Source organism: Paraburkholderia sp. EB58, assembly GCF_050436665.1.
Lineage (GTDB): Bacteria > Pseudomonadota > Gammaproteobacteria > Burkholderiales > Burkholderiaceae > Paraburkholderia.
The window spans coordinates 130,013-144,044 of the sequence record NZ_JBNDMQ010000013.1 but is presented as its reverse complement, the minus strand read 5'-3'; the positions used below and the strand labels follow the sequence as shown (position 1 = coordinate 144,044).

The following is a 14,032-nucleotide window of genomic DNA, read 5'->3' as shown; positions in this document are numbered from 1 at the left end:
AAGGTCTAGTCACGCGCCGCCGATGCGGCGCATGGAACAGGAGGGATACGTCTAGCTGCGCTCTTCACGCAGCAGATTGAGCGCGGATAGCACGGGACGATCCGAATAGCTGAACAACACGCTTTGCGCCGATGCCGCCAGTTGCACGGGCGCCCACGACGGTGCGACGAACACGTCGTGCGGCTCGAATGTGAATTCGTCGTTGCCGATCTTGACCGTGCCCTTGCCTTCGACGACGCAGTACACCGTTGAATCGGTGCTGCGATACGTGCGGCCCTTGAAGCCCGCGGGCAGGTATTGCATGAAGGTCGCAATGGTCGGCATCGGCCAGCCGCCCGTGGCCGGATTCACGTAGCGCAGCTTCACGCCGTCCCATTCGTCGAGTTCGCCATTGCGGTACAGCGCGTCGAGCGCTTCGCGGCTGCGTTCGTACGGATAGCTGAAAATCGGCGAAGTGGGATCGGACACGCGATGCCGCACGGGCACCATGTTGTGGCCGAAACGCGCGAAGCTGTCGCCCTCGGGGCGCGCCACCGGCTGCGTCTGCTCGGGGTAGTTCTCGGCGAAACCGGCGTCCATCTGCGCGACGAGCGGAATATCAAGGCCATCGAGCCACACGACAGGCTCTCCACCCTCTTCCACGGCAGGATTGCCGTGGTCATGCCATGTCCACGACGGCGTGATGATGAAGTCGCCCGGATGCATTGTCGTGCGTTCGCCGTTGACGGCCGTCCACGCGCCCTTGCCTTCGACAATGAAGCGCAGCGCCGATTGCGTATGACGGTGGCTCGGTGCGATTTCACCGGGAAGGATGAGTTGGAGCCCGGCATACAGATTCGGCGTCATGCTCGACTTGCCGGGCAGGCCGGGGTTTTCGAGCACCAGCACGCGGCGCACAGCTTCTTCCGCGCTGATCACGGAACCGGCCTGCATCACCAGGTCGCGCACCTGCGCGTACTTCCAGATTGCGGGCTGTGCTTTCGGTTGCGGCGCTTTCGGCACGAGGTTGTGTAGCGATTCCCAAAGCGGAGCCATACGCTGCTGGGCAATCTGCTCGTAATAAGCCGCGCGCGATCCGCCCGGATGGTTATTGGACATTCGAGTCTCCTGTGTGGTGTCTCGCGGGTCAGACGCGCTAACTAGCTGATCGCGTCGCCTTGATGGATCCCGCACAATCATTTATATGCGACAGTGCCATGCCCAGCAAAATGGTGAAATCATCTAACCCATACGGTTTCGGATATACCCGTAGCGCGGGATTTACGAGAATCGTGACTAGAGGGCCGCGCCATGGACTGGACTTACCGCTTGCGCCTGAGGCATCTGCAGGTGTTGTTGAGCCTCGCGAGCACGGGCAACCTCAGCCAGTCGGCAGCGGTGCTCAACTCGACGCAGCCGGCGCTATCGAAATGGCTTAAGGAACTTGAGGAAGACGTCGGCCTGCCCCTCTTCGAGCGGCACGCGCGCGGTCTGCGGCCCACGTCATATGGCGAGGCGCTGATCGAGCACGCGCGCCGGATCGAAGCGCATCTCGACATTGCGCGTGATGACATGCAGGCGCTGCGCGCGGGCGGCAGCGGTCTGGTTAGTATCGGGACGTCGGGTGTATCGGCGGCGGACACGGTGCCGCTCGCCGTGGCGCGGCTTCTCGACCGTATGCCGCGCGCGCAGGTGCGGCTCGTCGAAGGCACGATGAACCTGTTGATGCCGCAGCTTGCGCGAGCGGAGCTGGATATCGTCGTCGGCCGTTCGGGTCAGCAGTACGACGATCCGCAGTTGCAGACCGAGCCGCTGTATACGGAGCCGATCAATTTCGTTGCACGGCCTGATCATCCGCTTACGGAAAAGGCCAAACTCGGCTGGGACGATGTGCTCGCGTATTCGTGGATCGTCTGGCCGCAGGGCACGCCGGTGCGCAACGCGCTAGAGACCGCGCTCGCGGCCGCGGGACGCACGCTGCCCGATCACTGTGTCGAATCGAACTCGTCGATTCTCAATCTCACGCTGCTGAACAACACCGATCTGGTAGGCGTTGCCTCGCATCGGGCCGCGCTTCGCTTCGAGCAACTGAAGGCGCTGGGCATTCTGCCGATTCAACTCGAAGGCTTCGGCTCAGTCTCGGCCTACTGGCACGCCGAGAACGTCAATCGCGCGGCGGTGGCCATGGCATTGGAAAGTCTGCGCGCTTTCGCAGACCCGCACATGAAAGAATGGCACACCGCTTAAAACCTCAAACGCTAAGGCCAGTTCAATCCACGACCGTGTCGCTTTGGGACGCCTGGTTCAGGTTTGTTTCGATCTGATGCATCACTTTCCAGAAAGTACGCATATCCTTCTGAGAGATCCCCTCGAGTGAGGCCGAAATCATCTCGGTCAGCTCGGGCAGCATTTCATCTACCAGCCGTTGGCCCTCAGGCTTCAGACTGACAAAGTACTTTCGTCTGTCGTTTGGGTCCCGGGTTCGTTGGACAAGGCCGCGCTTTTCGAGGTTATCCAGCGCAGGTACCGCGGTGGTGGAGGCAATACCAACACGCTTGCTGAGCTCCAACTGGTTCAGTTCACCGCGCGCTGCCAGGACACGAAGGTAGTACCAGTACGCGATTGCGAGGTTCTCCCTGTCAAGAATCTTCTGCGCTTGTGCGTCGTAGAGCCGGTGCACCGTTCGCGCCATCCACGGCACAGTCCTGCCGCGGTCATCAAATACGTCAGAAGATTCTTTTGCTTCCGGTTCCGGACCCGGTCGCGCAGCAACCTTCACAGTTGCTTTGGCCGCACTGGAGTTTGACTTGGGCATTCGCTCATTCCTTCGCATAAGGGTGGCCAGTCGGGCGCGGAGCCGATTGACAAAAAATATGACTAATACGGCCAACTTGCCAGGAGATTCCCTGGGGCCCTTGACTTTGTTCGTTCCAAATCACATCATTCGATATAAATCGATCTGGGATGGAATCGTCTTTGTGCAGATAATCCGTCGCGAGAAAGATCATACAACAGGTGTCGATGTGTTCGTCTGAATCTGCGGAGTCTCTTTATGGTGCGGTACAGCAAACACGAGCCATGAGCCGGGATCAGCAGTTCGGCGGGTTGGTAAACATCATCCCGTCAGCATCAACGTCCCGGATCCGTTATCGCGCCCTGCACGGGCGCATGTGAGCTCAGGAGAGACTCCCATGCAAAGAAACATTCTCGTTCTCATACTTTGGCTGATGCCGTTCGCTCTACGGATGGCGGCGCGGAAGTTTCCATCCGTGCGTGAACATCTCGGGGCAGGACACTGGGTCATCCAGCTTCGGCTACGAGACAACAGTCTCGCGAGGCAGCTTCATTTCGGAAACGGCACCGTCACCGCGCGCTGGGGCGTCAACACCAAGCCCGACGCCGAGCTAGTCTTCATGGATGTAGCCACAGCACGCAAGATGCTGGCGCCCACCACCGATCATGCGTTTCTGATCGATGCGCTCAAGAACTTCAAGATCACGCAGGGCGGCAGTGACGAGGCCCTCGTCTGGTTCGGCCAACTGGTGAACACGATGAAGACGGCCTCCTGGCGCACGGGCACCCGGATGAAGGATGGGACCACCCGTTATGTCACGCTCACCAATGGCGGACCGGTCTTTGTCTTCGTCAAGGACGGAAAGATCATCCGGACAACGCCCATTGATCTGGCGGAGGAGGACGGACCCAGCTGGACCATCGCCGCACGAGGCCACCAGTTTTCGCCTGCACGACGTGCAACCGTCAGCCCGCACGCGCTCTCACTCAAATCCCTCGTCTATTCCGACAAGCGGCTTCTTTATCCGATGAAGCGGGTCGATTTTGACCCTAACGGAGAACGCAATCTTCAGAACCGGGGCATCTCGGGCTACGAGCGGATCAGTTGGAACGAAGCGCTCGACATTGTCGCCGGCGAAATTCGCCGCATGAAGCAGGAGCATGGTCCCGGGGCTATCGCGATGGCCACGGGTGCGCACCATCAGTGGGGCAACGTCAATTACTACCTGAGCGCCATGCAACGCTTCGGTAACCTGATTGGGTACACCCGCGTGGAAATGAGCCCGATTAGCTGGGAAGGCTGGTACTGGGGTGCCATGCATCACTACGGCAACAGCTTGCGTCTGGGCACGCCGAGCTTTTACGGCACGACGCAGGACTGTCTCGAACACGCAGAGGTGATCGTCTTCTGGTCGAGCGATCCCGAATCGACCAATGGCGTATACGCCGGATTCGAGGGCACTGAGCGCCGCTTGTGGGCCAAGCAGCTCGGTATACAGTTCGTTCACATCGACCCCTATCTGACTCAGTCCGCCCAGTTCCTCGGAGGAAAATGGCTACCGATCAAGCCCGGCACCGATTCAGCACTCGCAATCGCCATCATGCACGAGTGGATGATCAGCGGCAGTTACGATAAGGAATACATATCGTCTAAAACAACGGGCTTCGACGAATGGCGTGCCTATGTTCTCGGCGAAGAGGACGGCACGCCGAAGACGCCGGAGTGGCAGGAAGCTGAAACCGGCATTCCCGCGAAAGACGTCCGCAGTCTCGCGACCCTGTGGTCGTCAAAGAAAACCTACCTCGCTGCAGGAGGCCTCGGCGCAGGCTTTGGCGGAGCATGCCGCACCGAGGCAGGCGCCCAATGGACGCGCAGTCTAGTCATGATGATGGCCATGCAGGGATGGGGGAAGCCCGGGATCAACTTTGGCAATTTACAGATCGGCGCCCCTCAGGACCTGAACTTTTACTTTCCTGGCTACGCCGAGGGCGGAATCTCCGGTGACCTGAATTACACCGCGAGCGCGGCCAATAATTATTGCCGCATGCCTCACATCATCACGATCAATCCGGTGAAGCAGTCTATCCCGCGCCAACGGTTTGCCGAGGCGATCACGCAAGGAACCGCGGAAGGCTACTTCTGGGACGGCTTCTCCGCTGAAGGACAATTTGGCCAATACTCGTATCCCAAGCTAGGTCATTCGCGGGTTCACATGCTGTACCGCTACGGATCATCTTCTTTCGGCACGGTCCCGGGATCGAACAGACTTGTCGAAGCGTATCGCCATTCATCCCTCGAGTTCGTCGTCAATCAATCGGTATGGATGGAGAACGAAGCGCAGTTTGCGGACATCATCCTGCCAGCGTGCACTGCCCTCGAGCGTGACGATATATCCGAGTGGGCAAACTGCGGCGGCTACATTCAACATGCCCAGAGCCAACTCAATCACCGCATGATGATCATGCAGCACAAATGCATCGAACCTCTCGGCGAATCCAAATCGGACTATCAGATTTTCCTCGATATCCTGACGCGACTCGGCTATGGCGGCATGTACTCGGAAGGCGGTGGATCGGAACTGAGCTGGTGCGAGCGGATATTCAACTCCACCGACCTGCCCAAGCAGACCAGCTGGAAGAAATTCCTGCAAAAGGGCTATCACGTCGTGCCGCCTCCCAAGGACGACGACAAGCAGCCGGTGGACATGCGCTGGTTCGCAGAGGGTCGCACCAAAGACTTACCCGAGGCGAATCCCCTTCCCGGCGTGTATTCGACTGGATTCAGCCAGGGACTTCCCACGCAATCGGGCAAGTTCGAGTTTGTTCCGTCCAGCCTGCGTCGTATCGAGCAGATCGATCCCGCGCGACCGGCGGTCAACCGATATATCAACAGTCAGAGCGGCGTGAAGCAACGGTTCCCGCTACAACTCGTGACCAATCACCCGGTCTACAGTTTCCATACCCAGGCCGATGGGAAGAATAGCCACATCAGCACGATCAATGAGCACCGGATGAACGTGGGAGGCTATCGATACTGGGTCCTGCGAATCGGCCTGAAAGATGCCTTGGCGCGCGGCCTGCGCGCGGGCGATCTGGTCCGGGTCTACAACGCCCAGGCATCGGTCATCTGCGCAATAGACGTTTCGCAACTCGTCAAGGATGGCGTTGCACGCGGCAACGAATCCTGCGGCGAACTCGATCTGATCCAGACCTCGGTAGGTACGGTTGATCGCGGCGGTTGTCTCAACCTGCTGACGCCAGGGCGAAAGATGAGCACGACCGCAGACGGGATTATTCCCAATAGTTGCTGGGTGGAGGTAGAGAAATGGGACACAACACTGGAGAAGGCAGCATGAACAGCTGGGCGCTGGTAGTGGACGTTTCCCTCTGCATCAACTGCAGAAACTGCGTGCTCTCGACAAAAGACGAGTACACCGGAAACGCGTTCCCCGGCTATTCCGCACCGCATCCTCCGGAGGGGCTCGAAACGATTCGTGTCGAACGCCACGTCCGAGGAGAGGGGTCGCTGGTGGACGTGACTTATATTCCGAAGATGTGCAATCACTGCGACAACGCTCCATGCGTTAAGGCAGCGGCCGATGGGGCAATCTATAAACGCCCCGACGGCGTCGTGGTCATTGACCCCGAGAAGTCACGCGGCAGACGGGATCTGGTAAAGACGTGCCCCTACGGCATGATTGAATGGAACGAACAGGAACAGGTGCCGCAGAACTGGAATTTTGACGCGCACCTGCTTGACGCCGGATGGAAAGAACCGCGTTGCGCACAAGCATGCCCGACCAAGGCGCTACGTGCGCTAAATGTGCCGGACAGTGAACTGCAAGAAATGGTAAGGACGGAACACCTGGCCGTCATTCACCCGGAGTTTGGCACAAGGCCTCGTGTCTTCTACCGCAATCTGGATGACGCGCTAAGCCATCTGGTAGCAGGTAACGTCTGCGAAGCCACTGGCGACGGTCGCCTGCAAAACCTGGAGGGTGTTGAAGTTGTGCTGCACGACTCCGCCGGCGGGGATGAACGCACGACAACGACGGACCATTTCGGGGATTTCCGGTTCTCGGGTTTGACTGAGCAAACCTCGACAATCGAACTGCGGGTCCGCAAAGACGGCAATGAAAAAATCATCGCCACAAGAGAGCGCATCGGGAGCGTCAATCTTGGCACGCTGTTGTGTTGATGTCCTGTCCACATTCTGACACTCGAAGGGAACACACACATGGAGCTGAAAGACAAGGTGGCGGTTATCACTGGTGGAGACAGTGGAATCGGATTCGCTTCGGCGCGACTGTTTCTCGAAGCGGGCGCAGATGTCGTCCTCATGAGCAACAATCCGGAAACGCTTGGCATCGCTCGCAGTCAGCTGGGCGCCAAGGTTGTGACGATTGAGGCTGATGTCACGGATACCAAAGCCCTTGGCGCCGCCTTCGCAGAAGTTGGGCGCCAGTTCGGTCGTATCGATGTTCTGTTCGCAAGTGCCGGCGTTGTATCTCCCACGCCTTTGGAAGGCGCATCCAGTGAGCTCTTCGAACGCATACTGAGGATCAACGTCGCGGGGAGCTTCTATACGGTGCAGGCGGCGCTGCCATATTTACGCACTGGATCATCAGTTATCCTGATCGGATCCGTTGTAGCAACAATGGGAATTGCGGGATTCGGGGCATATGCCGCGAGCAAGAGAAAAGCCTGATCAGAAGTATTCCGATTGGCCGTCTCAATGATGCCGAGGAGGTGGCTCAAGCCGCGCTTTTCCTCGCTTCGGACCATTCAAGTGCCATGCAGGCGGCGGAAATCGTTATCGATGGTGGCGCGTCTCGTGCCCCACAGGGCGCACCCGCGTATCGCATTTGATCCTCCACGGGTGAATCAAGAGCAGGCCGTGGGCCGTACTTTCGGCCAGCAGCCCGCTTAAGGGCTCCATTTGCCGCCGTATATCCTTGCGGCACTCCTTCAGATCGCAAAGCTCTCAAGGCTTGCCGGATGGAACAGCTCGCGCGGTTCAAGCCGTCGGCTTGACAGCCCTTCTGCATAGTGACGCGCGAGAAAGCGCTCAATGGCATGCTCATTGGCCGAAAAGCCGTATGACCAGAAGTCCGTTCCCATCAGTTTGCGAGCGGCACGCAGTTGGTCTTCGACGAACGGCAGGGTCACTTTCGTGGCCGCCGTATCGCTCAAACGTGTCAATGCGAGGGCTTTAGACTTCTCAAATGCCTTGAGCAACGCACCCGGTAGCCAGGGATGGCTCTCTGCCAGCGTCCTCCTGACGCCAAGCGTGTGCATGATCGGAAACAGCTTCGTACGCGTGTACCAGTCCGCTGCGGCCTTGTGCGGATCGTCGAATAAATACTTGACCTGAGGATGCCCACGGTCAAAGCATGAAGGCGCTCGCGGTCCAATGACGGCATCGATTTCACCGTCCGCCAGCAGGTTCGAGATCGTCTTGCCTTCGGGCGCGTTCTCCAGCTTCACATCCGCAGGCAAGTTCAGCGTGATTTTCTCGACCCTTGTCGGATCTTCATATCCACCGCGCACCCACGTCACATCCGAAGGCTTTACACCGTACTCCTCCTCGAGAAGAAGACGTACCCAGACGTTTGCCGTTAGCTGATATTCCGGCACCCCGATGCGCTTGCCCTTCAGATCTTCCGGGCTGTTGATGCCCCTATCCGCGCGCACATAAATCGACGTGTGTCGAAAGGCTCTCGACGGAAAGACCGGCACCGCGACGTAGGGTGAGGTCCCTGCAGCCGTCTTCACTGAGTAGCTGCTGAGTGAGAGTTCGCAGATATCAAAGTCCGCGTGCCTGAAAGCGCGAAAGAAGATCTCCTCGGGATCCTGCAGCATGAAGACCGGATCCACACCCTCGATTTGAACCTCACCGTCGACCAACGGCCTGATCCGGTCGTAGTTGCCTACGGCGATGGACAACTGAAGCTTGCTCATTGTTCCTCCTCTGTCGACCTTCAATCTGCAATATAGATTTATATCGAATGATCCTTCATGGAAGAATCTATGTCAAGAAAATCTGGCAACCCTCCGGCGGGACTCATGTGCAGTTGCAGCAAGAGAAACCAGGCAGATTTGCCAGGGGATTCCCTGGAATTCTTGACATCGTTCACCCCGAAACGCATCATTCGATATAAATCGATTACGATGCGTATGATGCTATGTCGAACGATTTGACTGGAGCACGACGAGTACTAAGCTAGTGTGGTGCGACCGCTTGCCAGGCCGTGCGTGCACACCGATTTTCGGATAGATCTGTCAGCAACGCTTAAACACAGGACAAACGCCATGAGCACCGCAGCGACGGAGAACTGGGACCGCGAGGTCGACGTCATCATCATGGGTGCAGGCGCCGCTGGCATGACCGCGGCGATCGTGTCGAAGAACGAGGGGCTCGTACCGCTCGTTCTCGAGAAGACCGACCAGGTCGGCGGCACTTCCGCGTGGTCGGTGGGCATGATGTGGTTCGTCGACAGTGCGCCCATGCAGGCCGCTGGCTTCAAAGATTCCTTTGACAAGGCGCGGAAATACTTTGCCGGGACCGTTGGTACGAGTGTCGACGCCTCACTGCAGGAAGCCTACATCCGCGAAGGCCGAGAAGCCCTCAACTATATGTTGCGCAACTCCGAGCTGGAGGTCGTGGCGGTCGATTACCCGGACTATCACCCCGAGTTGGAGGGAGGCATGTTCGGTCGCGCTCATGCTCCGCTGGAATTCGACGCTCGCAAGCTCGGCCCGCACTTCAAGACTTTACGTGCTCCGCTGCCGGCGTTTGCACCGTTCGGTGGAATGATGCTTGACCTTGTCGACTTGCTCCATTTCCTCTCCTTCACGAAATCAGCCCGGTCGTTCGTCCACGTAATGAAACGCTTTTTGCGCTATGGCGTGGATCGGCTGAGCTATCACCGTGGCACCCGGCTCGTGGGCGGAAACGCTCTCATTGCTCGCCTGTACAAAACCATCCTCGATCGGCAAATCGAAATCTGGCTGAGGTCGTCGGCCACCAGGCTAATCGTCGATGACGGTACCGTCATAGGCGCAGAAGTGGTTCGGGACAGCCGCACCATTCGCGTCCGCGCTCGTCGAGGCGTGGTCATTGCGACTGGCGGGTATCCCGGCAGCCGGGAAATGCGCCAGGAAAACTCACGCAAGCCCACAGTCGAGCTGACGCTCGGACTGCCTGACAATGTTGGCGAGGGGATTCGTCTCGGTGTATCGGCCGGAGGGCGGCTTGACCACAACGCCGAGGACACGGGGTTCTATGTGCCTACCTCAGTGCTTTCGAGCGAGACGGGCGACAAGGTGTTGTGGGGGCACTTCATGCTTGACCGTCCCAAGCCCGGGTTCATTGCAGTGGGCAAGGACGGCAACCGCTTCACCAACGAGGCGGCCTCGTACCACGCGTTCACGCTCGGAATGTTCGATGCCGGCGCCATCCCCGCCTATCTCATCGCCGACGCGGCGGCGGTCAAAAAGTACGGCATTGGTGTCATCCTTCCCGGCAGTCTGTCGCTGCGGCGCTATGAGAAGGCGGGATACCTCTTCAGCGGCCGAACGCTGGCTGAACTTGCCGGCAAGATCGGCGTCGACCCGAGCGGACTGGAACGCAGCGTCGCGCGCAACAACCAGTTTGCAGTCACCGGCGTGGACGCGGATTTCGGCAAGGGATCGTCCGCGTACAACATTTACAAGGGCGACCCGACACACTCACCCAACCCCTGCCTTGGGCCCATCGAGCGGGGGCCGTTTTACGCTGTCAAGCTGATGCCGGGCGATTTCGGTACCAGCCGCGGTCTCGTGACCGGAAGTCGCGGCGAAGTTCTTGATCACGAAAACCGACCAATTTCTGGACTCTACGCCTGCGGCAACGATATGAACTCGCCGGTGGGCGGACACTACATTGGTGCCGGCATTACCCTCGGACCCGCGTTGACGTTCGGATATCTGACCGCCATGGCCATTGCTGGAAGTGGGCAGACGAAGGTCGGCGGCGAGGTGAGTGTCCCTTCCTCTTCGCCCTCAAAAGTTCACATTGCCTGACCGCCGAAAGCCCCCCGTTGATAAAGCGACATCCGCTTTCAATGCCACGGGGGCGGTCTTAAACGGCGCGATCCCATGAATCGCGCCGTGAGCAAACAAAGGTGCTTTGGTCTTGCCTCCGGCTAAAACAGATGCCTGATCCCCACCACCGTGCCTACAGTGGTTCCAGCGACCCCGAACAGCGCGCCATCAATTGACAAACCGGTATTCATCGCGCCGTGATTATTCACCACGCCTACCTGCCCGTACAGCGACGTTCTTTTCGACAGGAAATACTCTATCCCAACCGCGCCCAGAATTGAGTGATTCGACGTGTTGTTCCGGTCTGTTGTGAACCAAACTCCACTGTTAACATCTAGCGACGGCAACACGTAGTAGTCAAATCCCCCACCATACACATCGTTACTGAACGACCCTGCCACCTTGTAGCTGGAGAAAGATGCCTTGACCGTCAATGAGGAAAACTTATAGGAAACGCCCAGCGTGCGACCAAAGAATTCGATAGTGGTGGGTATCGGTGTCTGTCCGTTTCCACCTGGGTTTCCGTTGTAGAAAGCGGCTTCAACCAACAGGCTTCCGTTGTCGTATTTCAGGTCCGCAGAATACTGCCGTCCGGCTGCAAAATCGCCGGCCTCGCCACCGAGCGCATAAAGCACACTGCCCTGAAACCCGCCAATGACCGGACTTGTATAGGACACCGCGTTAGACGCGAATACGCCTGTCGCGGACACGGCATCAACGTAAGGAAGGGCACCGCTCGCGAAGGTTGCAGTACCGCGTGGATCAAGTCTGGTCAACGCGAAAAAGAAAGGTGAAAACTGCAGACCTGCCTTAACTTCGCCCAAATTGTCGCTCTTGATGCCAACCCACGCCTGGCGACCAAACAGGTTCCCGTTTGAAATGCCCACGCCCCCGTTGGCGACGCTAATACCGCTCTCGAGCCTGAACTCTGCCTTCAGTCCGCCCCCGAGGTCCTCGACGCCCTTCAAGCCAAAATTCGACGGCGTGAATCCGGAATCGATAAGAGAGAATTGCTTGCCAGAATTCTGTCCATTCGCGCTATTCAAGGTTTTACTGGTATATAGCAAACCCGCGTCGACTATGCCGTACAACGTCACACCACTCTGCGAGTGTGCTGAGCTTACGAATAGCATCGTGATGACCCCAGGCAACATTTTCCGGGGGGCGAAGCGCCTTTTCTCAACCATCTGCAATCTCCTCCGATAGCTCGGCTTTGACGTATTTTCAGACAACCTTCTATTACATTTCGCATTCCAAAGTATTTGGTGAACACTTAAAGAAAAAACACCGCACATTCAACGACCACGACTTTCCGTGAGAGATCCGCCAAGTCGCGTTCAATGGGTCACGGAGTACGCGTTTTAAATCATCTTCCATGGAAGATACATTTCACCCGCCGCGGACGTCAACCTGATTTGCCACCGGTAGTTACCCTGGATAGCGTGTCGACGAATGCCAACCCATCGCTATCCGCGTTTGCCCTACCTCGACAACTCTATCGCCCGATATTATCTTCCATGGAAGATGTTTTTATTCACATGTGTGACTAGCCAGGAGCACGTTGAAAGATGACAACCCTATATGGCCGCCGGGCATCTCCCTTTTCCGGTACGGCACGGTCGCAAATTTCACGGTTCGGGTGAACGATGGATGAGACAAAAGATCAAGTTAGCCTTTCGCATAGCTTCACCTGGCGCGATGACTACGCGCTTGGTCATCAGACCATGGATGAGACGCACCATGAGTTTGTGAAATGCGTACAGACGCTGCTGACCACGGAAGACCACCACCTCGCAAACGCGCTCGAAGCCTTTGCTGACCATGCATATCGCCACTTCAGCGAAGAGGACGCCGCGATGCGCGAAACGGCATACGAGTCTGCGGGTTGCCATATCGACGAGCACGCAGCCGTGCTCCGATCACTCGACGAGGTACGCGCCCTGTTGACACAGGGACAAACCGAAGTCGTTCGCTCTTTTGCGCGTGCATTGGCGGATTGGTTCGCCGAGCACGTACGCGTGATGGACCAAGGACTCGCGCGTTGGTTAATTCAACGGCAGCTTGGCGCCGCCCCCGTGGTCATTTGGCGTCGTCAAATTGCCGCTTGATCGTTCTCTCATTACCCCCTATGCCATGGAAAACAATCCGATATCAACGAACGCATTGCTGCAGGTCCAAATCGCAGCCAAGACATGGTTGGCCGATGACATCGCCGGCTTCGAGCTTGTGCCGTTGTCGGGTGACGAGCTACCTACGTTCGAAGCGGGCGCACATATCGACGTGCACGTGCCCGGCGATCTGGTGCGTCAGTACTCCCTGTACGATCCAGCCGGTCTGCAATCGTCGTACAGAATTGGTGTGCTGCGCGATCCCCAGTCCCGTGGGGGATCTGTGAAGCTCGTTGATAGCGTGCACGCCGGCGACGTACTCACCATAAGCACCCCTCGCAACCACTTTGCGCTGCACAGCGGTCAAAGTGACCAGTCGATCCTGTTCGCAGGTGGTATTGGCATCACGCCCATCCTTTGCATGGCGCAACAGTTGGCCCGTGCGGGAAGCGCTTTCGAGTTGCACTATTGCGGCCGCTCGCTATCGCGCATGGCCTTCGTCGAGCGCCTGCAGACCGCCCACTTCGGGGAAGAGTCGCAAGTACATGTGCATGCGGACGACGGTGTCCCTGAGCAGCAACTCGATGCCCGTTCAGCAATTGGCGCGCCGTCCTCCGATAAACATCTCTATGTGTGCGGCCCCAACGGCTTCCTGAGTCACATCCTGCAGACTGCGCGGGAACTGGGGTGGGACGAAGGACACCTGCATCGCGAGTATTTCGGTGCAGCACCGATCGAAACCGCCGGGGACGGACCATTTGAGATTGAGATCCACCGCAGTGGCGAAGTCATTGTGGTCGCCGCAGACCAAAGCGCGGCGCATGCATTGCTCGATGCCGGGTTCAGTCTTCCGCTCTCCTGCGAGCAGGGGGTGTGCGGCACCTGCAGGACTGATGTACTGGCTGGCCTGCCAGATCATCGCGACCTCTACCTAACCGATGAAGAGCAGACCCGCAACGATTGCTTCATGCCGTGCTGTTCGCGCGCAAAGACCTCAAGGCTGGTCCTCGATCTTTGAGGGCGGCACTCACTCTCTACCCAGAACTGATCCGAGGGAATCGACATGT

General features: G+C 58.1%; 10 protein-coding genes and 1 pseudogene. 7 read left to right on the top strand and 4 right to left on the bottom strand.

Annotation, left to right across the window (positions count from 1 at the left end):
• Window positions 1–51: 51 nt before the first annotated feature.
• Window positions 52–1,098, bottom strand: a complete 1,047-nt coding sequence (gene gtdA, locus P3T40_RS20525; protein WP_429269560.1) for a gentisate 1,2-dioxygenase — start codon at window positions 1,096–1,098, stop codon at window positions 52–54.
• Window positions 1,099–1,290: 192 nt separating this feature from the next.
• Here gtdA and P3T40_RS20520 point away from each other — a divergent pair, with 192 nt between their 5' ends.
• Window positions 1,291–2,226 (top strand): LysR substrate-binding domain-containing protein, encoded by a 936-nt coding sequence (locus P3T40_RS20520; RefSeq protein ID WP_429269559.1) that lies wholly within the window; start codon window positions 1,291–1,293, stop codon window positions 2,224–2,226.
• 22 nt (window positions 2,227–2,248) lie between these two features.
• On the opposite strand, the gene P3T40_RS20515 is transcribed toward P3T40_RS20520, so the two are convergent.
• Complete coding sequence (locus P3T40_RS20515; RefSeq protein ID WP_429269558.1) at window positions 2,249–2,794, bottom strand: MarR family winged helix-turn-helix transcriptional regulator; 546 nt, start codon at window positions 2,792–2,794, stop codon at window positions 2,249–2,251.
• A gap of 376 nt (window positions 2,795–3,170) precedes the next feature.
• On the opposite strand from P3T40_RS20515, the gene P3T40_RS20510 reads away from it, so the two are divergent.
• From P3T40_RS20510 to P3T40_RS20500, 3 genes and pseudogenes are all read left to right on the top strand, one after another.
• Window positions 3,171–6,128: a molybdopterin-dependent oxidoreductase gene (locus P3T40_RS20510; protein ID WP_429269557.1), complete on the top strand. Its 2,958-nt coding sequence runs from the start codon at window positions 3,171–3,173 to the stop codon at window positions 6,126–6,128.
• Window positions 6,125–6,970, top strand: coding sequence for a 4Fe-4S dicluster domain-containing protein (locus P3T40_RS20505; protein ID WP_429269556.1), 846 nt, complete (start codon window positions 6,125–6,127; stop codon window positions 6,968–6,970). Before P3T40_RS20510 ends, P3T40_RS20505 begins: the two co-directional genes overlap by 4 nt.
• A gap of 39 nt (window positions 6,971–7,009) precedes the next feature.
• Window positions 7,010–7,641, top strand: a pseudogene (locus P3T40_RS20500) (SDR family NAD(P)-dependent oxidoreductase).
• 99 nt (window positions 7,642–7,740) lie between these two features.
• On the opposite strand, the gene P3T40_RS20495 reads toward P3T40_RS20500, so the two are convergent.
• Entirely contained in the window at window positions 7,741–8,733 is a 993-nt protein-coding gene (locus tag P3T40_RS20495) for an ABC transporter substrate-binding protein (protein WP_429269555.1), read from the bottom strand.
• A gap of 351 nt (window positions 8,734–9,084) precedes the next feature.
• Here P3T40_RS20495 and P3T40_RS20490 point away from each other — a divergent pair, with 351 nt between their 5' ends.
• Window positions 9,085–10,836 (top strand): FAD-binding protein, encoded by a 1,752-nt coding sequence (locus P3T40_RS20490; protein ID WP_429269554.1) that lies wholly within the window; start codon window positions 9,085–9,087, stop codon window positions 10,834–10,836.
• A gap of 122 nt (window positions 10,837–10,958) precedes the next feature.
• Here P3T40_RS20490 and P3T40_RS20485 read toward each other — a convergent pair whose 3' ends face one another.
• Window positions 10,959–11,990 (bottom strand): porin, encoded by a 1,032-nt coding sequence (locus P3T40_RS20485; protein WP_429269636.1) that lies wholly within the window; start codon window positions 11,988–11,990, stop codon window positions 10,959–10,961.
• A gap of 513 nt (window positions 11,991–12,503) precedes the next feature.
• On the opposite strand from P3T40_RS20485, the gene P3T40_RS20480 reads away from it, so the two are divergent.
• Window positions 12,504–12,965, top strand: coding sequence for a bacteriohemerythrin (locus P3T40_RS20480; RefSeq protein WP_429269553.1), 462 nt, complete (start codon window positions 12,504–12,506; stop codon window positions 12,963–12,965).
• A gap of 25 nt (window positions 12,966–12,990) precedes the next feature.
• The gene (locus P3T40_RS20475; protein ID WP_429269635.1) at window positions 12,991–13,983 is read left to right on the top strand and encodes a PDR/VanB family oxidoreductase; all 993 of its coding nucleotides are present in this window, start codon (window positions 12,991–12,993) and stop codon (window positions 13,981–13,983) included.
• Window positions 13,984–14,032 lie beyond the last annotated feature (49 nt).

Excerpts from the sequence above, each read along its gene's own strand:
- P3T40_RS20480 (WP_429269553.1), top strand. The coding sequence starts at position 12,504 with ATGGATGAGACAAAAGATCAAGTTAGCCTTTCGCATAGCTTCACCTGG.
- P3T40_RS20520 (WP_429269559.1), top strand. The coding sequence starts at position 1,291 with ATGGACTGGACTTACCGCTTGCGCCTGAGGCATCTGCAGGTGTTGTTG.
- P3T40_RS20475 (WP_429269635.1), top strand. The coding sequence starts at position 12,991 with ATGGAAAACAATCCGATATCAACGAACGCATTGCTGCAGGTCCAAATC.
- gtdA (WP_429269560.1), bottom strand. The coding sequence starts at position 1,098 with ATGTCCAATAACCATCCGGGCGGATCGCGCGCGGCTTATTACGAGCAG.
- P3T40_RS20510 (WP_429269557.1), top strand. The coding sequence starts at position 3,171 with ATGCAAAGAAACATTCTCGTTCTCATACTTTGGCTGATGCCGTTCGCT.
- P3T40_RS20495 (WP_429269555.1), bottom strand. The coding sequence starts at position 8,733 with ATGAGCAAGCTTCAGTTGTCCATCGCCGTAGGCAACTACGACCGGATC.
- P3T40_RS20505 (WP_429269556.1), top strand. The coding sequence starts at position 6,125 with ATGAACAGCTGGGCGCTGGTAGTGGACGTTTCCCTCTGCATCAACTGC.
- P3T40_RS20485 (WP_429269636.1), bottom strand. The coding sequence starts at position 11,990 with ATGCTATTCGTAAGCTCAGCACACTCGCAGAGTGGTGTGACGTTGTAC.
- P3T40_RS20515 (WP_429269558.1), bottom strand. The coding sequence starts at position 2,794 with ATGCCCAAGTCAAACTCCAGTGCGGCCAAAGCAACTGTGAAGGTTGCT.
- P3T40_RS20490 (WP_429269554.1), top strand. The coding sequence starts at position 9,085 with ATGAGCACCGCAGCGACGGAGAACTGGGACCGCGAGGTCGACGTCATC.